Here is a 26,090-nt window from a genome sequence, read left to right as displayed (position 1 = left end):
ATTGACCCGCACGTCCGGGATCCACCGGGATACTGTCTCCCCGACAACCGCCCGGCCCAGGGGGAGCGATGACCGAGCAGCACAGTGAGGATTGTGAAGCGCCCCGCATCCCCCGCCCGGCCGCGACTCCTGAGGCGTTGCCCAAAGCGGTCTCCAGGATCACCCCGTCCCGGCTCAAGGAGTTCGATCGCCGGCTCGTCGAGGCGTGTACGGAGGCGCTGGAGCTTCAGAGGTTGTCCCCGCTGCACTTGTTCTGCTTCAGCTGGGCCCATTTCATCGAGATCGAGCGGCACCCGGCCACCGCTCGCCGCCTGGCCGAGCTGGAGAACATGGTCGGTACCGGCCATCCGGACACCAGGAGCGCGGTGCAAGAGATCAGCCGGATCCTGCGTGAAACGGATGCGGCGTTGGGCCGGTGAGCGAGTGGACGTGGGGCTTCGAGACTCCTGATCGCGGGGGCATCCACACCGTCGAATCGGGGTAAAACCACGCGCAGCGGGCCGATCGGTGGGCCGCGACAGCCTGTAGTACTACCCGGAGTAGACTCGGACCCATGAATCGGCTCGGCGATCTCGAACGCGCGGTGATGGATGTACTGTGGCAGCGGAACGAGCCTTTGACGGTCCGCGAGGTGGGCCGTGCTCTGGCCGACCGCGACCTCGCTCACACCACCGTTATGACCGTGCTCGACCGTCTCGCCAAGAAGGGCGTCGTGGCGCGGGACCGCGAAGGGCGCGCCTGGCGCTACCGCCCGGCCGCCAGTCGTGAGAACTACGTCTCCGAACTCATGATCGACGCCCTGGGGGAGACCGGCGACCGCGACGCCGCGCTCGCGGCGTTCGTCCGCTCCATGAACGGCAGCGAGGCCGAGGCGCTCCGGCGCGCGCTAGAGGAAATCGACGAGCCGAGGACGTAGCCGAGATGGTCAGTGCCGCACTGCTCAGCGCCATCGCGATCAGCTGCTTCGTGGCGGCGGCACGGCTGCGTCGGGCCTCGTGGCCCCGCCGGGGGCCCTATGTGGCCGTCATCGTCTGGCAGGTGCTCGGACTGGCCTGGGGGTTCTCCACCATCGGCGCGCTGCTGGCCTTCGGGCTGGCCCCTTACGGCCGCGGCGTCGTCGGCGGGCTGGTCGCGCTCGTCCAGGACGCGGGCACCCACGGCCTCTACCTCTCTGAGATCGCCGGCACCTCCTTCGGCGCCACCCAGGTCGGCGCGGTGATTCTGGCCTTCAGCCTCACCCTGCTGCTGTTCAGCGGCCTGGTGGCGTCGTTCGTCCAGGTCCTGCGGGTGCGCCGCCGCCACCACGACCTGCTCGGGCTGGTGGCCCACGACGACCCCGAGGTCCCCGGCGCGCGCATCCTCGACCACCCCGCCGCCGCGGCCTACTGCCTGCCCGGCGTGCTGCGCTCGGAGGTGGTCATCAGCGCGGGCGCGCTGGAGGTGCTCGACCGCAGCGAGTTGGCGGCGGTCATCGCCCACGAGCACGCCCACCTGCGCCAGCGCCACGACCTGGTGCTGCTTCCGTTCTCCTCGCTCAAGCGCGCGTTCCCGCACGTGCGGATGGTCGAGACCCACTACCGCGCGGTCGCGCTGCTGATCGAGATGTGCGCCGACGACCAGGCGCGTCGCGAGCGCTCCCCCAAGGAGCTGGCCATGGCGCTCCTGCGCTTCGGCGCATCGGGCACCGCGCACGTGCCCGCGGGGGCCCTCGCGGTGACCTCCGACGAACCCGAGGTCCTCACCCGCGTATCCCGGCTGCTCAACCCCGTCCAGCAGCTCTCGCGTCGCCAGACCACCGCCGTGCTGAGCGCCGCTGTGGCGCTGCTGGGCACCATCACGGTGCTGTGGAGCCTGCCGGTGTAGGCGGTCGCCCGCCGCACCGCCCGGCGCCGGGGCGCGGCCGGGCACGATCGCCTGGACTCGCGCGTTTAGTCTGGGAGAGGCCGGGGGCAGCGCCGCCGGCAGATTCGTCCGCCACGAGGTTCGGAGCGTGCTGTGCTCGGCATCCTGGATATGCTTTGGTGGCTCATCTTCGTAGCGATCTTCGTCACCAGCCTGTTCGCCCTGGTCGACGCCGTCCGCACCCCCGGACAGGCGTTCCCCGCCATGGACAAGCAGACCAAGAAGCTGTGGGTCGGCCTGCTCGCCGTAGCCACGTTCGTGTCGTTCAGCGCGGTGTTCACCTCAATGCGCTTCTTCGTCTTCATCGCGCTGATCGCCTCGCTCATCTACCTGCTCGACGTCCGCCCCGCCGTCCGCAGCATCGGGCGCAACGAGGGGCCCTACGGCCGCTGGTAGCTCGGAGCCCGGCGGCGACGCCGTCCGCCTGCGGGCGTCGCCCGCCGACAGCGGCCCGGCCTCCGGCGCCGCATCGCCGGCACCGCTGCGCGCCGCCGGAACGGCGGGTGCCCCGGCCGCCCCGTCCGCCCCGGCGGTGACCGCCTCCGCGGCCCGCCCCACCGCCTCCGCGTACAACGGGTCGCGGGTGTAGTAGGAGTGCCCCAGGATCGGCGGATACAGCGCCTCGCCGGGCCGCACCCCGTAGTGGCGCGGGTCGGGCAGCGGCTCGGCATAGCCCACCGGCTGCGCGCCGCCCTCGCCGGCCGCCAGCACCGGCCCGCCGATCGGGTCGGTGGCGCGCCACAGGTTGCGCCAGCGGACCGCCCGCGTGCGCAGGTCGCCCAGCGCCAGCGGCCCGAAGTAGGCGGGGAAGTAGCGGGCGTAGAGCCGCGACAGCGGTGAGCCGTGGGTGATCAGCACCACCCGGTCGCGGCAGCGCGGCGGCGCCTGCCACAGGGCGGCCGCCGCGAGCACCGACCCCTGGGAGTGGCCGGAGAACACCACCCCCGTGCCGCGGTCGGCCATATCGGTCACCCGCGCGACCAGCTGCGGAACCGCGCGCTCGCCGTAGCAGGGCGGGGCCAGCGGATGGGCCAGCCGCGGCCAGAAGGTGCCGATGTCCCACAGCACGCCCACCGCCTGCCGGGTGGGCTGGTCGCGGTAGGCGCTGCCGCCCAGCATCATCAGCGCCGCCAGGAAGGCGCCGCCGAGGAACGAGCCGACCGCCACCAGCGCCGACAGCGCGCCCTGGGCCCAGCCCGTCGCGGCACCCGACGGCGGCTGTGCCGCCTCGCCCCCGGGCACCGGATTCAGGTGGCCGGTGATCGCGGAGTACAGCATCAGGCCCACCAGGGCGGCGACCGGCAGCAGCAGCGCGGCCAGCAGCGGCGGCAGGAACTCGGTGACCCCGCCGAAGGCGCGGGCGCGCGCGATGTCGCGGGTGCGCCCCGCGTCGGCCGGGCGGCCGTACATCGCCGCGACCGCATCGGCCTGCCGGCGCGCCCGCCAACGCAGCAGCACGAACACCGCTCCCGCGCACACCAGCGCGATCGCGGCCTCCAGGGTGAAGGCGAGCTGGAGCCAGGAGTAGGCGGCCGCCGGCCGCAGCACGATGCAGCCGTCCGCCTCGGCGCCCGGGTAGTAGCAGCCGCCCAGCCACCCGGCCGCCTGGTAGACCACCGCGGCCGAGAGCGCGCCGCCCAGCAGCGTGCCCAGGATGGCCGCCGCCGGCCCGGCCAGCCCCGCCAGCGGAACCCGCTCGGGCCTGCCCGCGCGCCGGTAGAGAACCGCCGCGGCGGCGATCAGCAGCACCCCCAGCACGCACTGCACGGCGAACAGCGAGTTGAGCACCGCCGAGTACCACGGCAGCGGGCCCTGCGCGGCCCAGCCGGGGCGCGGCCACAGCGCGTAGACCAGCGCGGCGCCCAGCAGCACCAGGGAGGCGTTGCGCACCAGGCGGCAGGCGGTGTCGGCCAGGCGCTGCGACCGGAGTGTGGAGCCCGGGACCGCCGCCCCCGCGGCACCGGCCAGCACCGCGGCGGCCGCCAGCCCGGCGATGGGCAGCCCCGCGGCCAGACCCGCGGGCGACGCCCCGTCGTGGTGCAGCGCCGGAGCGGCCAGCAGGAAGGCGACCACCGACACCGCGACCGCGATGTGCGCCGAGCGCAGCCGCGCCGTCGTGGCGCCGTCCCGCCAGAACCCCGGGCCGCTCAGCGGCGCCTCCGGCCGCGGCGCGGGCTCGGGCAGGGCCGCGGCCACCGCCTGCGCGCCGCTGCGCCGCGACAACCGCCACAGCAGCGCGATCACCAGCAGCGGCAGCAGCGCGCCGGCGGCCAGCGCCCGCGCCGGCTCGGCCAGCGGCGCCTCGGGTGCGGCGAGCATGCCCAGCAGCGGGCGCAGCTCGGCGCACCGGCGGCCGTAGCCGGCGCACTGCCAGCCGACGAGGTCCATGCCCACCCCCGCCGCCGCCAGGATCAGCAGCGCCGTCAGACTCAGCGCCAGCAGCCGGGTCGCCGCCCGATAGGCGTGCTCGGCCGCCGCCATGGTGCGCGAAGGCGCCTCGGCGCTGCGGGCGGGCCGCATCCAGTAGGCGATGTTGACCAGCATGAACGGCAGAAGCAGCAGCCACAGCGCCCGCGAGGAGCGGCCCGAGGTCAGCTTGCCCCAGGCGAAGATCTCGCGGGGGACGCCGGGCACGGTCTCGGTGTCGGGCTTGCGGCGCCACCGGAAGAACCCGGCGAGGGGATCGCCGGACACCCGCACGGCCGGCTCGACGTCCAGCAGCTCCTCGGCCTGTCCACCGCTTACTCCGTGTACCCGCAGCTCCACGGCGCGCGTCTTGGCCATGCCGCGATTCTCCCACGCGCCCGCGCCGCGCTACGGCGGAAGAGGCGGCGGCGCCGGGCGGCGCGGCCGGGCGCCTACTGCAGGACCGACTCGTCCTCGACGGCCCAGGTGTTGCAGGCGCCGGGGGACTCCTGCTTCAGCCCGTGCTCCAGCCACAGCACGCTGTTCTCGGCCGTGCCGTGGGTGCGCTCCTCCGCGGGCGCGTCGGGGCGGTCGGCGGTCGCCGCCGCGTCGTCGAGCACCGCGTCGATGTCCTCGTCGTCCAGCGGATAGGTGGCCTCGACCGCCCCCAGGAAGACTCCGGCAAGGCAGTTGGCCTGCAGCTCGCTCTTGCGGGTCCACGCGTTGGCCTGGACGCGCGAGGGCTCGTTCGCCCGCTGGTCGTGGTAGTACTCCAGCAGCCCGGCCTCGCCCTGCACGTGGTGGCCGTACTCGTGGGCCAGCAGCGAGGCGTAGACCGCGCTCTGCTCGGTGCCGCCCCACTTCTCGACCACGTCGCTGGTGCCGATGTAGATGCTCTCGACGGCCCGGCAGTAGAACGCCCCGGCCGCGGAGGGGTACTCGCGGCACGGGCTGGTCCCGCCCTCGCTCCAGTAGACCCGCTTCGGCGGGTCGAACGGGATCCCCGCCTCCTCGAACTGGCGCGCCCAGGCGTCGTCGAGGCAGTCGGTGACCGTGTCCAGGAACTTCTCGACCGAGGCGGGGTCGTGGACGTCGAGCCGCGGCGCCGGGCACGGCAGCGGCACCAGCTGTCCCGTCGAATACAGGGGGTTGTCCACGAGCGCGGCGTGCCCCGAGGGCCGCCGGGTGTCGGCCGAGGTCTGCGGAGGGCCGGAGAGGTCGGGCTCGGTCCGGTCGGCGGTGGCGGCGGGCTCGATGCCCTGCCGGACCTCCTCGTCGGACACGATGACGGTGAGGGCGGCCAGCGCCAGCAGCAGCACCGCCAACCCCGCATACAACGCCGTCCGGCGGTGGGCGGAGCCGCCCCCGCTCTGACCGCCGGTGGACCCGGACGCCCCCATGCGCTAACCGCCGGGCCGGCTCAGCCGCGGCGCGGGCCGGCCGCCCGGCCCGTGGTCGGTTCCGTTCTCACTCGACCAGCTCCTCCCCCGCTTCCCAGGTGTTGCATGCGGCGGGCTCGCCCAGGTCCATGCCGTGGGCGGTCCACATCCGGCCGTTCTCCGGAGTGCCGTGCTCGCGCTCGCCGGGGCTGAAGTCGCCGCGCCGCTCGGCGTCGGCCAGGATGTTGGCATGCTCCTGCCCGCCGATGGGGTAGGTCTCGGCGACAGCGCCGAGGAACAGCCCGCCCAGGCAGTTGGCCTGCAACTCGCTGCGCCGGGTGAGCTCGGCCTCGACCGCCGGGTCCTCCTCGGCGGCCCGCACGCCGTGGAAGTAGCCGAGAATGCCCGCTTCGCCCTGCACGTGGTGGGCGTACTCATGGCTGAGCAGGAAGGTGTAGGCCTCGGGGTGCTCGCTTTCCGCGGAGTTCTCCACAATGTCCTCGATACCCAGATACAGCCCTTCATTCGCCTGGCAGTAGAACGCCGCCGTGCCCGCCGAAGGAAAACTGCCGCACGGGCTCTGCCCGGCCGTGTACCAGTAGATCCGGCTGGGCGGGTCGAACCCCAGCCCGGTGCCGGCGAACTGCTCGCGCCAGGCGGTATCGAGGCACGAAGTGATCTCGTGCAGGAAGTCCTCCATCGACGCCGGGTCGTCGGGGTCCAGTTCCGGGGCGGGACAGGTGACCTCCGCCATGGCGCCGCTGCTGTAGAGGGGGTTGTCGGTGAGCAGGTGGGCCCCGGTGTCCCGGGGCGCCGGCTGCTCGCCCGACACCGGGGCGGCCGCCGGTCCGGAGGCGACGGGCCCGGCGTGGGCGGGCGCGGCGAACAGGGCGGAGACGCTGATGAACGCGGAGAAGCCGATCGCGGTCAGCCCGGTCAGCAGGACCAGGGTGACGCTCAGGCTCAAGCGCGGCCGCGGCCGCCGCGCGTAGTCAGGGACCGCGTAGCCGCCGGACCGCGGGCTCCGGCGGGCGGCGGTCTCCCCGGCCGTCCGTGTACGTTGGGCCACGCGCCGCCGCACCTCCCCCTTGATGCCGTGCCTCGGCCGGATGCGGATTCATCCGTGCCCATGACGATTATGCCGGTAGGTGGGGAGATGTGCAGGCCCGCCCGTCACCCCCCCACCACCCCAACGGTGGCGCAGAAGCGCCGCCTTTCCCTCGGCCCGTCACCCGGCTCCGAGCCGGCGGCGTTACCGCCGAGCGGTAGGCTCTCACCCCATGTGGCGGGTGAGAATGGCACGGTTTGCGGCCGCGGTCGGCGGTCTGCTCCTGCTGTGCGCTCCCGCGGCGGCGTGGGCGCAGGACGGGGCGTCGCCCTCCGCCGGGGCCTCGCTGCCCGCGTCCCTGCCCGACGGCGCACAGCGCCAGATCGCTAACGAAATCCGCCTCAATCTGGATGAAAAGGGCGTGCTCCACGCTGAGGAGTCCATCTCCTTCGGCGACGACCCGCCAGAGGAGTTCGTACGGACGTTCTCCGTCCGCGAGCCCTATGACTCCGACCACAGCCGGCTCTACGAGGTCGAGCGCATCTCGGCCGTCGACGGCAGCGGCCGGGAGATCCCCGTCTCGACCGACCGCGACGGCGCCGCCCTGCACGTGCGGATGGACACCGCCGGGCGCTCCGAGGCCCTGCTGCGCTACACCGTGCGCGGCGCCGTGGACCCCGTCGGCGGCGGCACCGAGCTGGAATGGACCGCCGTGGGCGGCTACAGCCGGACCGTCGCCGAGACCACCGTGGTCGTCGACGCCGCCGTCCCGCCCCGGGCCCTGTCCTGCACCGCCGGCCAGGCGCGCAGCTCCATCTACTGCACCTCCTCCGACATGGGCGGCCACGAGGCCGTGCTCGCCCGCTTCCTGCAGACCGACATGCAGCCGGGGGAGTCCCTGCACATCGTCGTGGGCTATCCCCCCGGCTCCATCGGGGGCGAGGCCATCGTCGAGCGCGACTGGTCGGTGCAGACCGCCTTCGCCATCACCCCGGCCACCGCCACCGTCTTCGGGCTGCTCCTGCTGGTGCCGGTGGGTGTGCTGATCGCGCTGATCAGGATCCGCGGACGCGACGAGCGCGCCCTGCGCACCGAGGCCGCCGTGGGCGACAGCGCACCGGTGGACGCCTCGGGCGACGCGTCCGGTTCCGGCACCCTCCGCTTCAAGCCGCCCGACGACGTCCACCCCGGCCAGATCGGCACCCTCATCGACGAGCAGGCCGACGTGGTCGACATCACCGCGACCGTCGTCGACCTGGCCGTGCGCGGCCACCTCACCATCCGCGAACTGCCGCATGCCCAGTTCTCGGCCACCGACTGGCGGCTGGACAAGACCCCCGGCCCCGTCGACGACGGCCTCCTGGGCTACGAGCGGCTGCTGCTGGACGCCCTCTTCCGCGACCGGCACCAGGTCAAGCTCTCCGAGCTGGGCCGCAGCGAGTTCCCGGCGCGGCTGTCGGAGGTCCGCGAGGAGCTCTACCGCGACATGGTCCGGCTGAAATGGTTCGCCAACAAGCCCAATGTGGAGCGCAACCGGTGGACCACCGCCGGGATCGGCACCACCGCGGCGGGCGTGGTCCTCACCGTCCTGCTGGCCGTGTTCAGCCAGGCGGCCTTCACCGGCCTGGCGGTCATCATCGCCGGGGCGGCCGTGACCGTGGGCGCGCAGTACATGCCCGCCAAGACGCGGCAGGGCAGCGTCGTCTTCGCGCACACCCTCGGCTTCCGCTCCTACCTGCTCAGCGCCGGCGCGGAAGACGTGCCGCCCCAGCACCGGGTGAGCCTGTTCTCGCGCTATCTGCCCTATGCGATCATCTTCGACAACGTCGAGCGGTGGGCGGCCGTACTGGCCTCGGCCGGCAGCGAGTGCGCAGCCGACGGCCTGCCCTGGTACGTGGGTCCCGACGACTGGCGGCTGCAGGACTTCGCCGACTCCATAAAGTCCTTCACACTGACGCTGACCGGGGTAATCTCCAACACGCGCCAGTTCCGCACGCTCCACTGAGCCGCGGTGCGCAACAGGCGGCGGGCATCGCCCGGACGGGGCCCCACAGCGAAGCCGCGGGCGCCACGCGACACCCACGAGACGACGAGGAGGGACAGCATGCGGGCGGTCCTGCAGCGGGTCGCACACGCCTCGGTCACCGTCGGCGGCGAGGTCGTCGGCGAGATCACCGGTCCGGGGCTGCTCGCCCTGGTCGGCGCGACCCACACCGACACCGCCGCCGAGGCCAAGCGGCTGGCCGCCAAGATGTGGGGGCTGCGCATCCTCGACGGGGAGGCGTCGTGCTCCGACATCGGCGCCCCGCTGCTGGTCGTCAGCCAGTTCACCCTCTACGGCGACGCCCGCAAGGGCCGCCGGCCGACATGGCAGGCGGCGGCCCCCGGGCCGGTGGCCGAGCCGCTCGTCGACACCGTCGTCAAGGAGCTGCGCGACCTGGGCGCCCACGTCGAGACGGGGGTGTTCGGGGCGCAGATGTCGGTGGCCCTGACCAACGAAGGGCCGTTCACCGTCATCGTCGAGGTGTGAACGGCCTCCGCGGCGGCCGCGGGTCCGGGGCGGCCTCAGGCGGCTACTCTTCGCTCGCCGCCTCGAACTTGTAGCCCAGGCCGCGCACGGTCACGATGAACTCCGGATTGCCCGGGTCGGTCTCGATCTTCGCGCGCAGCCGCTTGACGTGCACGTCGAGGGTCTTGGTGTCGCCCACGTAATCGGCGCCCCAGACCCGGTCGATCAGCTGCATCCGCGTCAGCACGCGGCCGGCGTTGCGCAGCAGCACCTCCAGCAGCTCGAACTCCTTGAGCGGCAGTTGGATGTTCTCGCCGCGCACCGTCACCACGTGCCGCTCCACGTCCATCCGCACGGGCCCGGCCTCCAGCGCCGTGGGCAGCAGCGCCTCGTCCTCGCCGCGCCTGCGCAGTACGGCGCGGATCCGGGCGACCAGCTCGCGGGAGGAGAACGGCTTGGTCACGTAGTCGTCGGCGCCCAGTTCCAGGCCGACGACCTTGTCGATCTCGCTGTCCTTGGCCGTCAGCATGATGACGGGGACGTTGGACTTCTGCCGCAGCGTCCGGCACACCTCGGTACCGGGCAGGCCGGGCAGCATCAGATCGAGCAGTACCAGGTCGGCCCCGGTCCGGTCGAAAGCCTCCAACGCCACCGTTCCGGTCGGTGCGACCGCGACCTCGAACCCTTCCTTGCGCAGCATGTACGAGAGGGCATCGCTGTAGGATTCCTCGTCCTCAACGACGAGTACACGCGTCACTGTGCTGCCTCCTGATTTGATCTTTCACCGGGGCTGGGACGCTCCCGGGTCTGGGCGTTGGGCAGACGCAGCGTGAACGTCGAACCCGAGCCCTCCTTGCTCCACACGGTGACTTCACCGCGGTGGTGGGTCATGATGTGCTTCACGATCGCCAGCCCCAGGCCGGTGCCCCCGGTGGCCCGGCTGCGAGCCGCGTCGACGCGGTAGAAGCGTTCGAAGATGCGCTCCAGGTCCTGGGCGGGGATGCCGATCCCCTGGTCGGCGACGCTGATCTCGACGGTCTCCCCGGAGGCCTCGACCGCGATCGACACCCGCGTACGTTCGGGACTGTAGGCCACCGCGTTGGCGACCAGGTTGCGCATGGCGGTGACCAGCAGGCTCTCGTCGCCGAGCACGACCGCGCCCTCGGTGCCGCTGGCGACCAGTTCGATCTCCTTGGTCTCGGCGGCGGTCCGCACAGCGTCGATGGCCTCGTCGACCACGACCTCGATCGGCACCCGGTCGGGCTCGGCCATCGGCTCCGCGCCCTGGATGCGCGAGAGCGTGATCAGGTCCTGGATCACGCTGGTCAGGCGGGCCGACTCCTGCTGCATGCGGCCGGTGAACCGGCGCACGGCCTCGGGGTCGTCGCTGGCGTCGGCGATGGTCTCGGCGAGCAGGGACAGCGCGCCGACGGGGGTTTTCAGCTCGTGGCTGATGTTGGCCACGAAGTCGCGGCGCACCGCCTCGACGCGGCGCCGCTCGGTCTGGTCCTCGGCCAGCACGAGCACCAGGCCGGTGCCTCCCAGCGGCGCCACCCGCACCGCGAAGGACGTGGAGTCGGGGCCGAACTTGCGTACGGCCACCTCGATCTCGGTCTCGCGGATCACGCCGTCGCGACGGACCTGGCGCGCCAGCGCGAGCAGGTCGCCGATGACCAGCTCCTCGCCGCGTACGATCCCGTAGGCGCGGGCCGCGGAGCTGGCCCGCAGCACCCGGTCGGCGGGGTCGAGGACCACCGCCGAGGACGGCAGCGCCGCCAGGACCTCGGCGATCCCGGCCGGCAGCTCGGTCTGGCACGGTTGGTCCTGGGCCCGCGCCCCGCCCGACTCGCTGATGCGGAACGCCAGGCCCGCCGCGACGCCTGTCACGAGGCCGACGAGTCCCGCGATCGCGGCGAGCAGTTCTCCTTGCACGTTTCGATCGTAAGCGGCGGACGCGCTGCCTTACCCTGCTGACCACGGCCAACAATCGAGGTTTTGCGACTATTCACCGATGCTTCCGAATTGATTCAGCTACGAACTGGGACGATGGGAACATGCGCGATACGTATCATGAGGAGCTCGACTCCCTCAGCGAGCGCCTCGTCGAGATGACGCGGCTGGCCCGGCACGCGGTCGCCCGCGCGACGACCGCCCTGCTGGACGCCGATCTCAACGCGGCCCAGGAGGTCATCTCCGGAGACGAGGAGCTCAACCGGCTCGACGAGGAGATCGAGGCCTCGGCGTTCGACCTGATGGCCCGGCAGCAGCCGGTGGCACGTGACCTGCGCATCATCATCACGTCGCTGCACATGGCAGGCGACTTGGAGCGGATGGGCGACCACGCTGTGCACATCGCCAAGATCGCCCGGCGCCGGCACCCCGACTCCGCGATCCCGGCCGAGCTGCGCTCCACGGTGCTGGAGATGGGCCACCAGGCCGAGCTGCTGGTCATCAAGGCGGGCGAGGTCGTCAGCGAGCGCGACGCCGAGACGGCGCTGGAGCTGGACTCCGACGACGACCGCATGGACAAGCTCCGCCGCCGGCTGCTCACCCGCATCCTCGACCCGAACTGGCAGCACGGCGTGGAGGCGACGATGGACGTCACCCTGGCCGGCCGGTTCTACGAGCGGTTCGGCGACCATGCGGTGCACGTGGCGGACAACCTCGTCTACATGGTGACCGGGGAGCGGCCCAAGGACTACGAGACCGAGTCCTAGCGCCAACTGAGTCCCGGCGATGCCGGGCTCGGGCCGCGGGACGCGGGAAGGCTCACACCGGCCTGCGGGGCCGCTCGCCGGAGCGGCTCCGCAGGCCGGTTCTTCGTGCTGCACAGCCCTTCCGCGCCGGCTCGGTCCGGGCGAGGGGCCGGTCGGCCCTTCTTGGCCCGGCCGGTGCACGGCGCCGTGATCGAAGTGAGACCATGGAGGCGGGAAGAGCACCTTCGGGCATCCCCCGCGTGCTTGCCACGGGCACGCGAGAGCAGCGGGTGGCAGCCGCTCCGGCCGCCGTCGGGTACCCATTCCGGGCCGACCGGAAGCACCTGACGTCAGCTTTGTCAAGACCCCGAATGCGGCACTGACCTGCGCGTACGTAAACCCAATAGGTACGTTAAGTCACAGATTCGTGGTATCCTGGTGGTAGCGGAAGGGGTACTTGTCACATGACTTTCAAGGTCGGCGACACCGTTGTCTACCCCCATCATGGGGCTGCTCGTATTGAGGCGATCGAGACTCGCACCATTAAGGGCGAGGATAGGACCTACCTCGTTCTCCGGGTTGACAAGGGTGATCTCACAGTACGCGTCCCGGCGGAGAACGCCCAGGATGTCGGTGTACGTGACGTGGTCGGGCAGGACGGCCTCGACCGGGTCTTCGAGGTCCTGCGCGCACCGCACACCGAGGAGCCCACGAACTGGTCGCGGCGCTACAAGGCGAACCTGGAGAAGCTCGCCTCCGGCGACGTCAACAAGGTCGCGGAGGTCGTGCGCGACCTGTGGCGGCGCGACAAGGAGCGGGGGCTCTCCGCCGGCGAGAAGCGGATGCTCGCCAAGGCGCGCCAGATCCTCGTGAGCGAGCTCGCCCTCGCGGAGAAGACCAACGAGGACAAGGCCGAGGCCCTCCTCGACGAAGTCCTCACCAATTGATCTGAATCACGAACAACCACTGCATTTATGCCGAAAATGCCGAGGGTGGGCGTCGGTACCGACGTCCACCCTTTTATGTCCGGAAGAATTCTTTTCCTCGCCGGGTTGGAATGGCCGGGCGAAACGGGTGTCGGCGGCCATTCCGACGGCGACGTCGCCGCGCACGCGGCCTGCGACGCCCTGTTCTCCGCCTGCGGGCTGGGCGATCTGGGCAGCCAGTTCGGCACCGACGACCCGCGCTGGAAAGGGGCCTCAGGGGTCGACCTGCTCAGCGAGGCCGCGGCGCGGGCGCGGGCGGCCGGCTTCGAGATCGGCAACGTCGCGGTGCAGATCATCGGCAACCGGCCGAAGTTCGCGCCGCGCCGCGGCGAAGCCGAAGCCGTGCTGTCTGCCGCCGCGGGAGCCGCCGTGACGGTGTCGGCCACCACCACCGACGGACTCGGCCTGACCGGACGCGGCGAGGGCCTCGCGGCGGTCGCGACGGCCCTGTGCGTGCCCCGGGACGGCGCGAGCTGACCCCGGTCCCGTTCGGATCGTCACCGGTGGGTTCGGCCGCGGACGCCTCGGCCCGCACACATCGCGCGGGCGCCCGCTTCGGCCTGGCTCTGCGCAAACGGCTTTTCACCGGCTGCCTTCGCGGACGAACACGTGATCGCACGTAAGGGATCGTCGCTGCTCCGGGCGCCCGGAGCAGCTCGGGGAGGGCGGCATCGCCCGCCACCGGTGCGCGGGATGCGGGGTGTGCCGGCGGGCGCTATCCCTCGGGTGGCTTGGGCTCGCTGCGCACCCGGTTGGACGGGGGGTCCTCCGGGAACGGCGACGACGCTCCGCCGCGCGGCGACCGGCGGGGCCTGAGCACCATCGGACGCTTCTCGATCGGGGGCGCGGCGGGATAGGCCGGTCCGCGCGGAGGCTCGTCCGGGCCGGCGTCCCGGGAGTCGCCGTCCTGTTCCCTGCCGTCCTCCGCGGCGGCCGGGGCACCGACCGCGAGCGCGCCGGCGTCGGGCTCTCCCTCGTCGCTGGTCGGATCGCCCAGCGGCAGCTCGTGCACGAATCCGTCGGGGTCCTCGCCCGGCCCCACCAGCGACGCGGCGACCTGCTCGGTGTCCGCTGCGGCAGCGGCGTCCTCTGCGCGGCCGACGGGCTCGGCCGCCGTTGGCGCGTCGGCGGCGCGCTTGATGGGGTTGTCGGCGGCTCCGGGGGTGCGCCTGGGCAGTTCGGGCGCCTCGTCGGGCGCCTCGTCGGGCGCCGGTGCGGCGGCCGCGGCGACCGAAGCGGGAACGGCGGATTCCGATGCGGGGCACGCAGCGGACGCCGAGGCCGAATCCGCCGCGCCCGCAGCGGCAGGCGCCTCATCCGGGACCGCGTTCGGCACTTCGGTCTCCTGCCCGGCCGGTCCGGCGACCGGGTCGGCCTCCGGTGCGCCCGGTCCGGTCGCGGTCTCCGCCGCCGGCGCATCCGCGGCGGCGGTCCCGGCCTGCGCGGCGGCCGAAGCCGCCCGGCTCCGCTCCTCGGCGGCCGCCTCAGGGGCGGTCGCCGGCCGCTGGTCCGCGGAGTCGTCGTCGGAGTCGGCCCAGGCCCACTCGTCGGATTCGTCGGAGTGCACGGCGGGCGCGGACGCGTCCGCTCGCGCACCGTCCGACTCCGGCCGGACCGCGGAGGTGGGCCCCGCCGCGTTCGGCCACAGCGGAGCGGTTCCGTCCGCGTCGTCGGAACCGGCACCCTCCGCGGAGTCGCGCGGTCCCGCTGCGGGGTCGGCGGCCTCCTCCGGCGCCTCGGCGCGCGCGTCCCCGGCGCCGGCGTGCGGCGAGCGGCGGGCCGTGGCCCCGGTGCGGACCGGGCCCGGCTGCGGCTCGGGGCTTTCGGGCGGTTCGGGGCGGGCCGGGCGTTGCGGCCGGGAGGGGCGCCCGGTGGGCGCCGGACGGGGCGGGTGCAGCCCGGGCTCGCGGAAGTCCGCCGGCTCCGGGTCCCGCGGCCGGGGCGGCCCCCCGGCGTCCTCGTCGCCCTGCCGTCCCGGCTCCTCGGCGCCGACCGGATGCCGGGAGTTCTCCGGCAGCAGATCGTCGAGCGGCAGCGTGTCCTGCCCGCCGCCTGCGGCGGGCCCGGAGCCGGCCCGGCGCTCGGCGCGCCGCTCCCTGCGTGTCCGGTGGGGGCCCGTACCGGGGATCTCCCCGCGCAGTTGCATGACCACCCACAGGAAGAGCCGGAAGGCCACCATCAGCGCCACCCAGGGCGCGACCGCGGCCACGACCACCGCCACGTCCGGCACGAGTTCCAGGTTGCCGGCCCGCAGCGCGCTTGCGCCGGCGGCGAGGGCGACCAGGAGCAGGATGATGCCGTCGGCCCACAGCCGCCGCGAGCGCCGTGCCGTGCGCAGCACGTAGCTCGTCCACAGCGCCATGAGCACCAGCAGTGTGAACGCGGCAGGGTAGAGGTGGGCGTAGCGGGGGCTGACGTTGCCCTGTACGGCGATCTGGTAGATGCCGTTGTAGGAGAGCAGCACCGCGCATGCGGCGATCAAGAGCACGCCCAGCGCTGTGAACAGGAGCGCGGCGACCGGAGACCCGGAGCGCGGCGCTTCGGCGGGCGGGCCCCCGTTTGCGGTAGAGCTTTTCGAGCTTTTAACGGCCATCGTGCGCAGAAGCGTAGCCCAGCGGACACGGCGAACACGAGGTACCGTCCGAAACCGGGGCGCGGGGCCGCCGCATCCGCCTCGAGGCGGGCCGGGATTCCGTCCGCTCGTGCGGCGGAAAACAGGTCGGGGGCCACGGATCGTCGGCCGCCGTGCGGTTGCGCCTGCGAAATTCCGGATATCCGTCGCCGAATTGCGGACGGCCAATTCGAGACCGCTCTGCGTTCCGCTATCGCCGGGTTCTCGGCCCGCCCGATTCCGGAGCGGCCCGCGAAGCGAGGCGGAGTGCGGCCGGCCCCCGCGCCCGGGCTTCCCGGTGGCTTCGGAGGCGCCTCCCGAGGGATTCGGCAGGGCAGGCGGCCCGGCGCCGGACGCGCGGCCGCCGAGGCGGGAACGCACGGGGCGGCGGGCTGTGGACACCGCAACCGTGGAAGGCGCGAACCGCTACCCTGGGCGGTGTGAGTCTGCGCTTCTATGACACCAGTGCCCGCGAGGTCCGCGACTTCACACCCCTGCGCGAGGGGTGCGCGTCGTTGTACCTGTGTGGTGCCACGGTGCAGGCGCCGCCGCACATCGGCCACATCCGGTCGGGCGTGAACTTCGACGTCCTGCGCCGGTGGCTGGAGTACCGCGGCTACCGGGTGATCCTGTGCCGCAACGTCACCGACATCGACGACAAGATCATCAACGTCGCCGCCGCCGAGGGCGTCGAGTGGTGGGAGGTCGCCGAACGCAACCAGCGCGCGTTCACCTCCGCCTACGACGTCCTCGGCTGCCTGCCGCCCACGGTCGAACCGCGCGCGACCGGCCACGTGCCCGAGATGATCGAGTTGATGCGCCGGCTCATCGACCGCGGCCACGCCTATCCGGCCGCCGACGACTCCGGCGACGTCTACTTCGACGTCCGCTCCTTCCCCGACTACGGCGCGCTATCCAACCAGCGGATCGAGCAGATGCGCGGCGCGGGCGACACCGACGACGAGCGCGGCAAGCGCGATCCCCGCGACTTCGCGCTGTGGAAGGGCGCCCGGCCGGGCGAGCCCAGCTGGGACACCCCGTGGGGCCGCGGCCGCCCGGGCTGGCACCTGGAGTGCTCGGCCATGTCGACCAAGTACCTCGGCAGCACCTTCGACATCCACGGCGGCGGACTCGACCTCGTCTTCCCGCACCACGAGAACGAGGTCGCCCAGTCCAAGGCCGCCGGCGACGGATTCGCCCGGTACTGGCTGCACAACGGGCTGCTGACCATGGGCGGCGAGAAGATGAGCAAGTCGCTGGGCAACTCGCTGCTCATCCCCTACATGGTCCGCAAGGTCCGCCCGGTCGAGCTGCGCTACTACCTGGCGCAGGCGCACTACCGGTCGGTCATCGACTACTCCGACGAGGCGCTGTACGAGGCCGCGGCCGCCTACCAGCGGATCGAGGGGTTCCTCACCCGCGCGAGCGAGGTCGTCGGCACCATCGAGCGGGCCGCGGAAGTTCCCGAGCCCTTCGCCGCCGCGCTCGACGACGACCTCGGCGTCTCCCAGGCGCTGGCCACCGTGCACGGCCTGGTGCGCGAGGGCAACACCGCGCTCGCCGAGGGGGCCAAGGAGCGGGTCGCGGAGCTGGGCGGCCGGGTGCGCGCCATGATGGACGTCCTCGGCCTCGACCCGCTGTCCGAGACCTGGGCGGGCGGAGCCGACTCCGGTCTGCGCGATGTGGTCGACTCCCTGGTGGCCGTGGCCCTCGAACAGCGCCAGGCCGCGCGTCAGCGCAAGGACTATGCGGCGGCCGACGCCATCCGCGACCAACTGCTCTCCGCCGGCATCGCCGTGGAGGACACCCCGCGCGGTCCGCGCTGGGAACTCCGCCGCGGCTGACCGGCGCGGGCGCCGCGCGCCGCGGAGGGCCTGGGGCTCGTGTCGCGTGCGCCGGAGGCCGTCCTCGACGGGCGCTCGCATGGCGCGGCCACCCGTCACCATCGGCGACCATGGAGGGGTGCCGCGCGTTGCGGCCCGCCGGCCCCGGGACCGGGGCCGGGCGACGACGGCGGCGGGGCGGGCGGCCGGTAACAGATCCGGCGCCACGCGCGGCGGCCGACCGGACCGGGCGGGCGCCGTGCGCGGACCGCCTCCGGCACTGAAACGGGGCGGCGCGCTGCCAGCAGCGGTAGACGAAGGGTGAGGACAGCAGACCATGCCGGCGAAGAAGAGCAAGAAGGGCCCGACCAAGGGCAGCGGCGGCAAGGGGAAGCGCTCCCTGGAAGGCAAGAAGGGCACGCTTCCCGCCGAAGAGCGCCACTGGTACGCCGACAAGATGCGCCGTGCGGCGAAGAAGTCGGCGAAGGGGGCCGCCAAACCGGCCAAGGGCCCGGCCAAGACGCCCGCACCGGGGGCACCGCCCCGCTCCGCGGGTGCCGACAAGGCGGCCCGGACCGGCGGCGCGGCGGGTTCGGGCGGCCCGGACCTGCTGGTCGGGCGCAACCCGGTGGTCGAGGCGCTGCGCGCGGGACTGCCGGCCTCGCGGCTGTTCCTGGCCAACAGCCTCGACCAGGACGACCGCGTCACCGAGGCCGCGCGGCTGGCGGGCGAGGGCGGCCTGGAGATCCGCGAGGTCTCGCGGTCGGAGCTGGACCGCCGCTGCGAGAGCGCGGGCCAGCCGGGGGCCGCCCACCAGGGCCTCGCCCTGCAGACCCGCCCGTACCGCTACTGGGATCCCCAGGACATGCTCGACGCCGCGCGGTCCACCGCCGAGGAGACCGGCGTGCCCCCGCTGATCGTGGCGCTCGACGGGGTCACCGACCCGCACAACCTGGGCGCCGTGGCCCGCTCGGCGGCGGCGTTCGGCGCGCACGGCCTGCTGATCCCCGAGCGCCGCGCGGCGGGCGTGGGCATCGCCGCCTGGAAGACCTCGGCGGGCACCCTGGCCCGCCTCCCCGTCGCCCAGGCCACCAACCTCACGCGCACCCTCAGGTCCTACAAGGACGGCGGCGTCTTCGTGGCGGGCCTCGACGGCGAGGGCGACACCGACCTCGACTCCCTGGCCGTGGCGACCGACCCGCTGGTCATCGTGACCGGCTCCGAGGGCAAGGGCCTCTCCCGCCTCGTCCGCCAGACCTGCGACCAGGTGGCACGCATCCCGATCAGCGGCGCGGAGTCCCTCAACGCCTCGGTCGCAACCGGCGTCGCCCTCTACGAGATCACCCGCCGCCGGGCCGCCTCGACCGGGCAGGGGCACTGACCCGAAACCGGTACGATGCCACTGTGCGCCCCGGGCAGCCCCGCAGGACGCACAGGCCGACGTAGCTCAATTGGCAGAGCAATCGCCTTGTAAGCGATAGGTTAGGGGTTCAAGTCCCCTCGTCGGCTCTTTTCATGCCCGAAACCGCAGGTCCGAGGGTAGACACGCAACCGCCGCCCGGCGGTACCGAGCGGCGGATGCACATTTTCTGCACACTGACAGCAATCGCTTACGCGGCCTTCGAGTCGGCGAGGCCGGCGAGGTGCGCGGCCCGGGTGGCATCGAGCGCGTCGGCCACCTCGTCGAGCCGGTCCGGCCAGAGGTGGCCGTAGGTGTCGAGCGTGATGCTCGGCTTGCGGTGCCCGAGCATCGTCTGTACCACGTAGACGTCCGCTCCGGCGGCGATCGCCAGCGACGCGGCCGTGTGCCGGAGCTTGTGCGGCGTCAGCCCGCGCCCGCCGAGGCCCGCCGCCTGAACGGCCTTGTTGAAGGTACGCGGACGCCAGTTCCGCAGCCAGATCGGCCCCCCGCGCGGCGCGGTGAACAGCAGCTCATCCGCCGAGCGGTCGCCGACCAGGTCCCGCAGCTCGGCGACGAGGAAGGCCGGGACGGGCACCGAGCGCACTTCCCCCTTCTTGGGAAGGCCGAGCGTCAGCTTGCCCTTGTTGTCCTTGTACGCGCGGTCGATGTGCGCTCGCCGGTTCTCCAGGTTCAGCCGCCCTACGGTCAGCGCCGACGCTTCGGACCAGCGCAGGCCCGTGTAGGCGAGGAAGCGGATGAGCGTCGCGTCTTTGCCGGAAGCCAGGGCGAGCCGTTCCACGTCCACATGCGACAGGTAGACGTGACCGCGCGGTGGCAGCTTGGGCAGCGGGACACCGCGCGCCGGGTTGCGGCTGATGAACTCGCTCTTGACCGCCCATTCCAGGACCGAGAGCAGCACCAGGTGAACGCCCCGGATGGTCGCAGCGCTGATCGGCTTGTCGCCGCCCTTGCGAGGGTCGGACTGGAGGGCGAGTACCCAGTCCGCCACGTCCTGGTAGCGCACAGCCGAGATGCGGACGCCGCCCCAGCGCGGGAGGACGTAATTGTCCAGGTGGTCGCGGTAGAGGTTGCGGGAGCCCTCTTCGAGGTCGGTCTTGGACTTCCACCAGGACTCGGCGACGGTTTCCACCCGGACCTTGCCGAGCGCGGGATCACGGTACGCGCCTTCCGAGATCTGGTTCTCGATCTCGGCGCGGCGCTTCTCGGCGTCGGACTTCTTCTTGAAGGTGCCGGCACTTCGGATCCGGCCGGTCGGATCGTAGTAGCGGACCATCCACCGGTTGGGGAGTTGGCGCTTCGCCGCCTTGGCCTTGGCCACCGCATCCCGGTACTTCTTGTTCTGTTGCAGGTCGTTGATCCAGGCCCGAGCCATCGGGGCCGCTCCTTTGTGCTGTCCGAGGGTTCAGGGCTGCTGCAAGACCCAGGCGTGCACCTCGTCAGGGACGTAGCGCACGTAGCGCCCGACGCGGTGCGAGGGCGGGCCGGTTTCCATGTAGCGCCAGCGGTAGAGGGTCCGTTCCGGGACGCAGAGGTATTCCGCGGTTTCGCGCACCGACCAGAGTTGGCGAGCCGAGCGTCGGCGAGCGTCGGCCTTGTCGGAAGCGGCGCCGGACGGGTCGAGCTGCGTGGTGATGCCGGTACTCATGCGGCCCTTTCTGCGGTTGCCGGAAGATCGTCGGATCGGTGTTGCCGAGCGGCGTCGATCTGGGCGCGGCGTTTGAGGGCTTCGCCGACCGCGCGCAGGAGGCGGTGTTCGCGCGGCGGGACGTCGGGGTCGGTCGGCCGCGCCAGTTCCCAGGCGTGGTTGCCGGAGGAGACTGAAGCCAGCACCGGGGCCGCCTCGTCGGGGTCGGCGTCGGGGTCGATGCCGAGCCGGTCGAGGACCCAGGCGAGGCGGTCGGCCTTGTGGTCGGCGACGGTCTTGCCTGACCACTTCCGAGACACCAGCACGCGGCGTCCGGCGTATCCCAGGTGTTCGCGCCGGTGTGCCTTGGAGCGGCAGAAGCCCGGCACCATCCCGGCTTTGGCGTTCTCAGGTTGGACGCCGTAGCGCAGCCAGTTCGCGCACTTCGGCGAGCAGGGTTCGAACCGCAGGGCCTCGACGAGCCGGTCGACGTGCCGCGCCTGTGCGTCGGTCTCCACGGCGTGGCACTCGGCGATGTCCTTGGTCAAATATTTCGCCATGTACCGGACGCACCGGTCGGCGTCGGGGGTGCCGGCCACCACCCCCTTGGCATCCGCCTGCGGCCCGAAGCGCACCACGTGCAGGGGTTCTGCGTTGGGGTCGGCGTCGAGGGCGTCGAGCGCCTGTTCCCAGGTGGGCAGGACTTCCCCGGTGGCCGGATCCACGTAGTTGCCGGTCGCCTCGTCGAAGACCGGCAGGTTCTCCCCCTGATAGACGGCCTCGTCGGCTTGGGGCCACCACACCTGGTGGTAGGTGGCGGCGGCGATCTGGCGCAGCTCCGCCCGCGGGATGGTGCCGCGGGTGGCCATGTGCAGGTGCGGCGCGAGCCTGCGTTGCGGTTCGACGGTGGCGAAGTACTGCACGTCGAACCCGGCCACGCGGCGCAGGTTCTGAACGAACCGGTCGATGAGCTTGGAGAAGTGCAGCGCGTCGCGCGCGGCCCGCCGGTAGTCGTAGGTGGAGGGATCCACCGGTGTGCCGTCTGCCTTCACGCGCCCGTAGGTGTCGCAGGTCAGGGTGAGGAACAGTGAGGGGCGGAAGGTCTTGCCGGTGGCGGGGTCCTCGTAGGTGCGGCCGAGGGTGGTCTTGGCCATCTGCCGTTTGGGCAGGTCCGGCGCATCTTGGCGCCGCTTGGTGGAGCGTACCCGGCGGGCACGGCCCGACGAGGAGGTTCCGCGTGAGACCGACCCGCGCATCCCCGACGCGGTGATCTCGGCGTCGAGGTCGGCGATGGCCTGATCCAGCGCGGCCACCTCGTCGGGGTCGGCCCCGCCCTCGTCGACGAGCCGGTCCCGCTCGGCTGTGACCACGGCGCGGCGTTCGACCCAGGCGCGTTGCACTTCGGATGGGTCATCCGGGATCACGGTCGGTTCTTCGGCCAGGTGCCAGCCCTCTTCGCACTGCGTGCGGCGGATGGAGCGCTTGCGGCGTGCGCAGGCCGGGCACCGGGACTCCAGCGTCGAGCCGCACGGCGCATCCACGATCTCAGTTGCGCCGGTGGCGATGTCGGTGCGCCGCAGCGACACCGGCCGGATGCACACCCCCTTGTCGGCGGCGATCTGCTCGGCCACTTCACGCGCGAGCGGTTGGGCTTGGCGTTCGGCCCGTGTGGTCTTCCCCGTGACGGTGGGCATCAGGCATCCGCCCCCGCCGTCACGGCACCGGCCATGGTGTCGATGTCGGTATCGGTGACGAAGGCGGCGCGCACTCGCACGGGTGCCGGGGAGCCCTCCAGCTTCACGAATGCCACCCCGGGAAGGTCGGGGTCGATCAGGTGGGCGTTGGCCCCCCGGTCGCGTGCCCCGTCCCCGAGGACCATGTCCACCTGCGAGGCCTCGTCCAGCCGGAGCGCGATCTTGTCGGGGAACAGGTTGCGCAGGTTCAGCACCTCTTTGCGCGGGTCTTGCAGCGCGGCCAGGACGCAGAACCCGACCGACCGGCCCTGACTGGTGAGCGTCGCTATGGCGTTCTCCGCGCGCCGGCGGATGTCGCGGTCGGGGTGGTAGGCGGTCAGGAACGCGACCTCGTCGAGCACCACGACGACGAACGGGTCCCGGATGCTGGGCACGTGAGTGCGTTGTTTGCCCGCGTAGCGCTCGGCGCGTTCCTGCATCGCCGAGACGGCCTCTTCCAGGAGGGACACGGCCTCGTCGGCGGCGTCGGCGTAGCGAGCGAACAGCGCCCACCCGTAGGACAGCTCCATCCGCTTGGGATCGATTGCCCACACCTGCGCCGTGCCCGCGCGGATGGCCGGGGTCAGGGCGCGGATGGCCGACCACAGCACCGACCCCTTCCCAGCGCCCGTGACGCCGACGGTCAGCACGTGGGTTCCGTGCAGCCGCAGACGCCACGGCTCACCGTCCTCGCACCGCCCGACCGGCAGCGCCGACAGGTCCGGCTCGTCGGGCACCGGTAGCGCGCCGATCGGCTCGGCGAGCGTGTCGCGGCGCGGGAACTCCAGCACCACATCCCGCGGCCCGCGCACCTCTACCCGGCAGGAGGGAGCGCCGAAGCCGTGCGCCAGCTCCGCCACCCGGTTCTCGAAGTCGGTTGGAGAAGTGCCGGCCACCAGCTTCACCCGCACCCGGTCGGCCCAGGCCGAGCAGGTCACGCCCCGGATCTGCGGGAGGTATTGGCGTTCCAGGTAGGACTCGGCCAGTCCGGAGACGACCAGCACCGGTTGCCAGTGGCGCCGGTAGACCCACAGCCACCGCCACGCGGCCAGCGCCCGGCGCGCCACCAGAGCCTTGAACGACTCCGGCCACCGGCGCCACCACACCAGGAGCGCGACATCGGCGAGCGTCCAGGCCACGGCCAGACCCAGCCAGCCGACCAGATAGACCAGGCCAGCCGAGACCGCCAGGGTCGCGACGGCCACGGGAAAGCGGAAGGGCAGGCCGACGAGCATGCGCACCAGGCGCCAGACGAAGCCCGCCACCACGACGATGCCCGGCGTCTCGACCACCGGAGTCGAGAAGCGGATGGTCTGCGCGGGAACCGGCGCGGTCGGCTGTACCTGGGTCGCCCCGGCGCTCTTGCGTCCCAGCATCACCGACCACCCCCACTCGCCTCGTCGGCGCGGAGCGCGGCCAGTTCGGCGCGGGCCTCGTCGGCGACCGCGCGGGTCTGGGCGTCGTCGGTCTGGGCCGCGATGCGGTCGAGGATGCTGGATCTCCAGGCCAGCAGCCCCGCATCCGGACGGGGAGGAGTGCCGTTGAAGGCGGCGGTGCGGTGGGCGCGCAGGGCGTCCATGAACTCGGCGATCTCGCGCGGGCTGACCCGCATTGACAGCTCGGACATACTGAACAGACACCTCTTCTGTGGTCTTTGGCGAGTTCACGAGGGGTTGAAGGGGCGGCCGAAGGTGTTGGCGCACCAGGCCGCCCCGCTTTGTGGTCAGCGGACGATTCAGCCCGCGTCCTTGGAGCCGGAGGCACCGGCAGCGGCGGGAGCCTTGCGCGAAGCGGCGCCGTTGCCGCCGGGGGTCTTCACCCCGCGTGCGCGCAGCGAGTAGGCCACGCGCGGGCGGCGCCCGGAGTCGTCGACGTAGGGCATGACCGACATCTGCTCGAACTCCACCGGCCGGAACGGCAGGCCGGGAACCTCGTCGGGCAGCGTCGGGCAGTGCTCGGCGGCCACCTTGACCTTCACGCTCTTGGCCTTGCCGCGCGCCTCGGGGTCGGCGTCGATCACGTCGACCGCCCACAGCGGCAATCCGGTGTTCTTGTCGAGCTGCGGCCGCTTGGTCTCGAAGTCGGTCACCGGCTCCACCCCGAGCGCGTAGGCGCCGTGCGGGAACACCGTCCCGAACTCCACCGGCAGCGCACCTTGAATCGCCATGCTTCTACCTCTCTACGGCCCGGTGAGCGGGCCGGACATACGAAAGCGTGCGGGCCATCGCCCCTTCCCAGAACAGGAAGGCCATCGGCGATAGCCCACACGCTAACCCGTACTTTTAGTTTTGTCTAGTACTTCGAGTTCTAGTTAGTACTCAAAGTACGCCCGCCCGTCTGGCCAGCCCTTGCAGAGCCGGACCCGGAGGGTCCTGGATGGTCAGCAGGTCACCGAGCGATTGGCGCACCAGCGGATGACTGCGCACCTGCTCAGGGGTGATCTGCTCGGCCCGCTCCAGCGCCGAGACGGCTGCGTCCGCGCTGCGGCGCTGAAGGTGGGCACGCGCCACGTCGATGAGGAACCGGCCTTGGCGCTCCGAGGACAGGCCCGAGGCGTCGACGCCGTCAGCGGCCCGCAGCGCCACCCCGGCGTCTCCCAGCTCGACCGCAACGGCGACCTCGTGCAGGGACACGTTGGTCGGCCCGAACTCGGTGTTGTAGTCGTTGCGGTCGCCGCCCAGCCGCTCGGCCACCGACCGGGCGTGTGCGATATGGCGATAGGCGGCGGTCGCCTCATTGCGCCGGGCCGCACCGACAGCGCGTTGCAGGGTCAGCGCACCCAAGAGCGACATGGCCTCCACATCACCCCGGTCGGCCAGGCCCGACAGCGCCTCGCACGAGGTGCCGGCGGTCGCTTCCACCTGCTCGTAGTAGCCCGCTCCCTGGAATGTCAGGCACAGCCGGAACTCACCCGCGGCCATCAGCAGCGGATCGTCCGCGCGCTCGGCCGCGGTGATCGCCCGGTCGGCCGCGATCCACGCCGCCTCGTACTCGCCGAGTTTGGTCAGCGCCGACGAGCACGCCTGATAGGTGGAATTGAGCAGGCGGAACAACGGCACCCGCGCCCCGTTGGGAACCGAGCGCGCGGCGGCTTCCAGGTCGGGCACCAGCGCCTCAAGGAGTTCCGTCAGCTCCAGGTACCGGGCCGCGTGCGTCAGAGTCCACGCCTGCTCGGTCCGTTGCCGAAGGCCGTCCACGTCGGGAGTGCCGCCGCCGTTGCCCAGGATGGCGCTCAGCGCGTGAGCGCGGCTCAGCACCAGACGCAGGCGGCTACTGCCGGGAGCCTCTTCGGTGGTCGAGGCGACGATGGGCGACTCGGCGGCCAACTCCGACAGCGGCACTTCGAGCACGTCGGCGACGGCTTCCAGCACCGACATGCGATCGATCCGGCGCACGCCCCGCTCGACCTGGGAGACCCAGGCTTCCGAGCGGTCGACGAGGCCGGCGAACTCCCGTTGGGAGAGCCCGCGCCGCTTGCGGTGCTGGGCGATCTTGCGCCCGAGCGCCTTCTGATACTCGTTGCTCACCCGGTGACTCCCTTTGCATCCTGCGCCGTCAGGAAGTCCACTTCCACGGAGGCGAGGTACTGGCCGCGCGCGTCGAGGAACCGCTTCACATGCGGCTGCTGCTCATGAGCGTCGAAGGCCGCCCGGTCGCGGTACAGCTCGTAGAAGTACCGCTGAAGCGGCTTGTCCTCCACGGTGTGCACCGCGTAGACGAGCGTGCCCGGCTCACTCTCGCGGATCTGCGGCAGCGTCTCCGCCACCAGCGCGTCGAAGCCTGACGCGCTGTCCTCGTCCTTCAGCGTGAACCGCACCGCCAGTCCGAACATGGCGTCTCCTCACCTCACGTCGACATCTTGAGTCGCACTAATTGTCTTCCAAACGTAGTGCAAGTACCAGGCACCTAATGTACGGTAGCCGTACTTATAGTACTAGTCATGCAGCTCA

The 26,090-nt window shown here is 72.2% G+C and carries 25 protein-coding genes and 1 tRNA gene; 12 read left to right on the top strand and 14 right to left on the bottom strand.

Annotated elements, in window-relative coordinates; translation table 11 throughout:
- Window positions 1–68: 68 nt before the first annotated feature.
- From FZ103_RS19415 to FZ103_RS19400, 4 genes are all read left to right on the top strand, one after another.
- Complete coding sequence (locus tag FZ103_RS19415) at window positions 69–419, top strand: DUF6247 family protein (RefSeq protein WP_156003081.1); 351 nt, start codon at window positions 69–71, stop codon at window positions 417–419.
- Window positions 420–553: 134 nt separating this feature from the next.
- On the top strand, window positions 554–916 hold the full coding sequence (locus FZ103_RS19410) for a BlaI/MecI/CopY family transcriptional regulator (protein WP_156003080.1): 363 nt from the start codon (window positions 554–556) through the stop codon (window positions 914–916).
- Window positions 917–921: 5 nt separating this feature from the next.
- The gene (locus FZ103_RS19405; protein ID WP_156003079.1) at window positions 922–1,863 is read left to right on the top strand and encodes a M56 family metallopeptidase; all 942 of its coding nucleotides are present in this window, start codon (window positions 922–924) and stop codon (window positions 1,861–1,863) included.
- Window positions 1,864–2,013: 150 nt separating this feature from the next.
- Window positions 2,014–2,298 carry a DUF2516 family protein gene (locus tag FZ103_RS19400; RefSeq protein ID WP_156003078.1) on the top strand — a complete coding sequence of 95 codons (285 nt, stop codon included), beginning with the start codon at window positions 2,014–2,016 and terminating at the stop codon, window positions 2,296–2,298.
- Here FZ103_RS19400 and FZ103_RS19395 read toward each other — a convergent pair.
- The 3 genes from FZ103_RS19395 to FZ103_RS19385 all read right to left on the bottom strand — a co-directional run bounded on the left by FZ103_RS19395 (window position 2,185) and on the right by FZ103_RS19385 (window position 6,756).
- Complete coding sequence (locus FZ103_RS19395; RefSeq protein WP_156003077.1) at window positions 2,185–4,686, bottom strand: hypothetical protein; 2,502 nt, start codon at window positions 4,684–4,686, stop codon at window positions 2,185–2,187. The two genes, FZ103_RS19400 and FZ103_RS19395, sit on opposite strands and share 114 nt — an antisense overlap.
- Before the next feature lie 74 nt (window positions 4,687–4,760).
- A complete protein-coding gene (locus tag FZ103_RS19390; protein WP_156003076.1) occupies window positions 4,761–5,708 on the bottom strand; it encodes a neutral zinc metallopeptidase in 948 nt (315 codons plus the stop codon).
- A 67-nt stretch (window positions 5,709–5,775) separates the two neighbouring features.
- Window positions 5,776–6,756, bottom strand: a complete 981-nt coding sequence (locus FZ103_RS19385; RefSeq protein ID WP_343233605.1) for a neutral zinc metallopeptidase — start codon at window positions 6,754–6,756, stop codon at window positions 5,776–5,778.
- A gap of 211 nt (window positions 6,757–6,967) precedes the next feature.
- Here FZ103_RS19385 and FZ103_RS19380 point away from each other — a divergent pair, with 211 nt between their 5' ends.
- Both FZ103_RS19380 and dtd read left to right on the top strand, forming a co-directional pair.
- Window positions 6,968–8,740 carry a DUF2207 domain-containing protein gene (locus FZ103_RS19380; protein ID WP_394350122.1) on the top strand — a complete coding sequence of 591 codons (1,773 nt, stop codon included), beginning with the start codon at window positions 6,968–6,970 and terminating at the stop codon, window positions 8,738–8,740.
- A 99-nt stretch (window positions 8,741–8,839) separates the two neighbouring features.
- Window positions 8,840–9,265, top strand: coding sequence for a D-aminoacyl-tRNA deacylase (gene dtd / locus FZ103_RS19375; RefSeq protein WP_156003074.1), 426 nt, complete (start codon window positions 8,840–8,842; stop codon window positions 9,263–9,265).
- A gap of 43 nt (window positions 9,266–9,308) precedes the next feature.
- On the opposite strand, the gene FZ103_RS19370 is transcribed toward dtd, so the two are convergent.
- A complete protein-coding gene (locus tag FZ103_RS19370) occupies window positions 9,309–10,001 on the bottom strand; it encodes a response regulator transcription factor (RefSeq protein WP_186356548.1) in 693 nt (230 codons plus the stop codon).
- Window positions 9,998–11,176, bottom strand: a complete 1,179-nt coding sequence (locus tag FZ103_RS19365; RefSeq protein ID WP_186356547.1) for an ATP-binding protein — start codon at window positions 11,174–11,176, stop codon at window positions 9,998–10,000. Before FZ103_RS19365 ends, FZ103_RS19370 begins: the two co-directional genes overlap by 4 nt.
- 122 nt (window positions 11,177–11,298) lie before the next feature.
- Here FZ103_RS19365 and phoU point away from each other — a divergent pair, with 122 nt between their 5' ends.
- The 3 genes from phoU to ispF all read left to right on the top strand — a co-directional run bounded on the left by phoU (window position 11,299) and on the right by ispF (window position 13,403).
- Complete coding sequence (phoU, locus tag FZ103_RS19360; protein WP_156003073.1) at window positions 11,299–11,961, top strand: phosphate signaling complex protein PhoU; 663 nt, start codon at window positions 11,299–11,301, stop codon at window positions 11,959–11,961.
- 443 nt (window positions 11,962–12,404) lie between these two features.
- Window positions 12,405–12,887 (top strand): CarD family transcriptional regulator, encoded by a 483-nt coding sequence (locus tag FZ103_RS19355; RefSeq protein ID WP_156003072.1) that lies wholly within the window; start codon window positions 12,405–12,407, stop codon window positions 12,885–12,887.
- Window positions 12,888–12,923: 36 nt separating this feature from the next.
- Window positions 12,924–13,403: a 2-C-methyl-D-erythritol 2,4-cyclodiphosphate synthase gene (ispF, locus tag FZ103_RS19350; protein ID WP_156003071.1), complete on the top strand. Its 480-nt coding sequence runs from the start codon at window positions 12,924–12,926 to the stop codon at window positions 13,401–13,403.
- Window positions 13,404–13,641: 238 nt separating this feature from the next.
- On the opposite strand, the gene FZ103_RS19345 is transcribed toward ispF, so the two are convergent.
- Entirely contained in the window at window positions 13,642–15,414 is a 1,773-nt protein-coding gene (locus FZ103_RS19345) for a DUF2637 domain-containing protein (RefSeq protein ID WP_186356546.1), read from the bottom strand.
- A 563-nt stretch (window positions 15,415–15,977) separates the two neighbouring features.
- On the opposite strand from FZ103_RS19345, the gene cysS reads away from it, so the two are divergent.
- From cysS to FZ103_RS19330, 3 genes are all read left to right on the top strand, one after another.
- Entirely contained in the window at window positions 15,978–17,381 is a 1,404-nt protein-coding gene (cysS, locus tag FZ103_RS19340) for a cysteine--tRNA ligase (protein ID WP_186356545.1), read from the top strand.
- 316 nt (window positions 17,382–17,697) lie between these two features.
- Window positions 17,698–18,741, top strand: coding sequence for a 23S rRNA (guanosine(2251)-2'-O)-methyltransferase RlmB (gene rlmB, locus FZ103_RS19335; RefSeq protein WP_156003069.1), 1,044 nt, complete (start codon window positions 17,698–17,700; stop codon window positions 18,739–18,741).
- A gap of 55 nt (window positions 18,742–18,796) precedes the next feature.
- Window positions 18,797–18,869: transfer RNA gene (locus tag FZ103_RS19330), tRNA-Thr, on the top strand.
- 101 nt (window positions 18,870–18,970) lie between these two features.
- Here the strand turns inward: FZ103_RS19330 and FZ103_RS19325 are convergent.
- From FZ103_RS19325 to FZ103_RS19290, 8 genes are all read right to left on the bottom strand, one after another.
- Entirely contained in the window at window positions 18,971–20,155 is a 1,185-nt protein-coding gene (locus FZ103_RS19325; RefSeq protein WP_156003068.1) for a site-specific integrase, read from the bottom strand.
- Window positions 20,156–20,185: 30 nt separating this feature from the next.
- A complete protein-coding gene (locus FZ103_RS19320; RefSeq protein WP_156003067.1) occupies window positions 20,186–20,428 on the bottom strand; it encodes an AlpA family transcriptional regulator in 243 nt (80 codons plus the stop codon).
- Window positions 20,425–22,101, bottom strand: coding sequence for a replication initiator (locus FZ103_RS19315; protein ID WP_156003066.1), 1,677 nt, complete (start codon window positions 22,099–22,101; stop codon window positions 20,425–20,427). Before FZ103_RS19315 ends, FZ103_RS19320 begins: the two co-directional genes overlap by 4 nt.
- Window positions 22,101–23,516, bottom strand: coding sequence for an FtsK/SpoIIIE domain-containing protein (locus FZ103_RS19310; protein ID WP_156003065.1), 1,416 nt, complete (start codon window positions 23,514–23,516; stop codon window positions 22,101–22,103). Before FZ103_RS19310 ends, FZ103_RS19315 begins: the two co-directional genes overlap by 1 nt.
- Window positions 23,516–23,767: a hypothetical protein gene (locus FZ103_RS19305; protein ID WP_156003064.1), complete on the bottom strand. Its 252-nt coding sequence runs from the start codon at window positions 23,765–23,767 to the stop codon at window positions 23,516–23,518. The genes FZ103_RS19310 and FZ103_RS19305 overlap by 1 nt, the downstream gene beginning before the upstream one ends.
- Before the next feature lie 108 nt (window positions 23,768–23,875).
- Window positions 23,876–24,307: a plasmid replication, integration and excision activator gene (locus FZ103_RS19300; RefSeq protein ID WP_156003063.1), complete on the bottom strand. Its 432-nt coding sequence runs from the start codon at window positions 24,305–24,307 to the stop codon at window positions 23,876–23,878.
- 151 nt (window positions 24,308–24,458) lie between these two features.
- Window positions 24,459–25,667: a helix-turn-helix transcriptional regulator gene (locus FZ103_RS19295; protein ID WP_186356544.1), complete on the bottom strand. Its 1,209-nt coding sequence runs from the start codon at window positions 25,665–25,667 to the stop codon at window positions 24,459–24,461.
- Entirely contained in the window at window positions 25,664–25,972 is a 309-nt protein-coding gene (locus FZ103_RS19290) for a putative quinol monooxygenase (protein WP_156003062.1), read from the bottom strand. Before FZ103_RS19290 ends, FZ103_RS19295 begins: the two co-directional genes overlap by 4 nt.
- Between the last annotated feature and the right edge of the window lie 118 nt (window positions 25,973–26,090).

Origin of the sequence: Streptomonospora sp. PA3 (assembly GCF_009728995.1) — a bacterium.
Taxonomy (GTDB): Bacteria; Actinomycetota; Actinomycetes; order Streptosporangiales; family Streptosporangiaceae; genus Streptomonospora.
Note: the sequence above shows the minus strand (reverse complement) of the source record. Positions and strands in the feature narration are given on the sequence as shown.

What these genes read in the sequence shown, in the direction of transcription:
- FZ103_RS19415 (WP_156003081.1), top strand. Translation starts at nt 69, where the DNA reads ATGACCGAGCAGCACAGTGAGGATTGTGAAGCGCCCCGCATCCCCCGC.
- FZ103_RS19410 (WP_156003080.1), top strand. Translation starts at nt 554, where the DNA reads ATGAATCGGCTCGGCGATCTCGAACGCGCGGTGATGGATGTACTGTGG.
- FZ103_RS19405 (WP_156003079.1), top strand. Translation starts at nt 922, where the DNA reads ATGGTCAGTGCCGCACTGCTCAGCGCCATCGCGATCAGCTGCTTCGTG.
- FZ103_RS19400 (WP_156003078.1), top strand. Translation starts at nt 2,014, where the DNA reads ATGCTTTGGTGGCTCATCTTCGTAGCGATCTTCGTCACCAGCCTGTTC.
- FZ103_RS19395 (WP_156003077.1), bottom strand. Translation starts at nt 4,686, where the DNA reads ATGGCCAAGACGCGCGCCGTGGAGCTGCGGGTACACGGAGTAAGCGGT.
- FZ103_RS19390 (WP_156003076.1), bottom strand. Translation starts at nt 5,708, where the DNA reads ATGGGGGCGTCCGGGTCCACCGGCGGTCAGAGCGGGGGCGGCTCCGCC.
- FZ103_RS19380 (WP_394350122.1), top strand. Translation starts at nt 6,968, where the DNA reads ATGTGGCGGGTGAGAATGGCACGGTTTGCGGCCGCGGTCGGCGGTCTG.
- dtd (WP_156003074.1), top strand. Translation starts at nt 8,840, where the DNA reads ATGCGGGCGGTCCTGCAGCGGGTCGCACACGCCTCGGTCACCGTCGGC.
- phoU (WP_156003073.1), top strand. Translation starts at nt 11,299, where the DNA reads ATGCGCGATACGTATCATGAGGAGCTCGACTCCCTCAGCGAGCGCCTC.
- FZ103_RS19355 (WP_156003072.1), top strand. Translation starts at nt 12,405, where the DNA reads ATGACTTTCAAGGTCGGCGACACCGTTGTCTACCCCCATCATGGGGCT.
- ispF (WP_156003071.1), top strand. Translation starts at nt 12,924, where the DNA reads ATGCCGAGGGTGGGCGTCGGTACCGACGTCCACCCTTTTATGTCCGGA.
- rlmB (WP_156003069.1), top strand. Translation starts at nt 17,698, where the DNA reads ATGCCGGCGAAGAAGAGCAAGAAGGGCCCGACCAAGGGCAGCGGCGGC.
- FZ103_RS19325 (WP_156003068.1), bottom strand. Translation starts at nt 20,155, where the DNA reads ATGGCTCGGGCCTGGATCAACGACCTGCAACAGAACAAGAAGTACCGG.
- FZ103_RS19320 (WP_156003067.1), bottom strand. Translation starts at nt 20,428, where the DNA reads ATGAGTACCGGCATCACCACGCAGCTCGACCCGTCCGGCGCCGCTTCC.
- FZ103_RS19315 (WP_156003066.1), bottom strand. Translation starts at nt 22,101, where the DNA reads ATGCCCACCGTCACGGGGAAGACCACACGGGCCGAACGCCAAGCCCAA.
- FZ103_RS19310 (WP_156003065.1), bottom strand. Translation starts at nt 23,516, where the DNA reads ATGCTGGGACGCAAGAGCGCCGGGGCGACCCAGGTACAGCCGACCGCG.
- FZ103_RS19305 (WP_156003064.1), bottom strand. Translation starts at nt 23,767, where the DNA reads ATGTCCGAGCTGTCAATGCGGGTCAGCCCGCGCGAGATCGCCGAGTTC.
- FZ103_RS19300 (WP_156003063.1), bottom strand. Translation starts at nt 24,307, where the DNA reads ATGGCGATTCAAGGTGCGCTGCCGGTGGAGTTCGGGACGGTGTTCCCG.
- FZ103_RS19290 (WP_156003062.1), bottom strand. Translation starts at nt 25,972, where the DNA reads ATGTTCGGACTGGCGGTGCGGTTCACGCTGAAGGACGAGGACAGCGCG.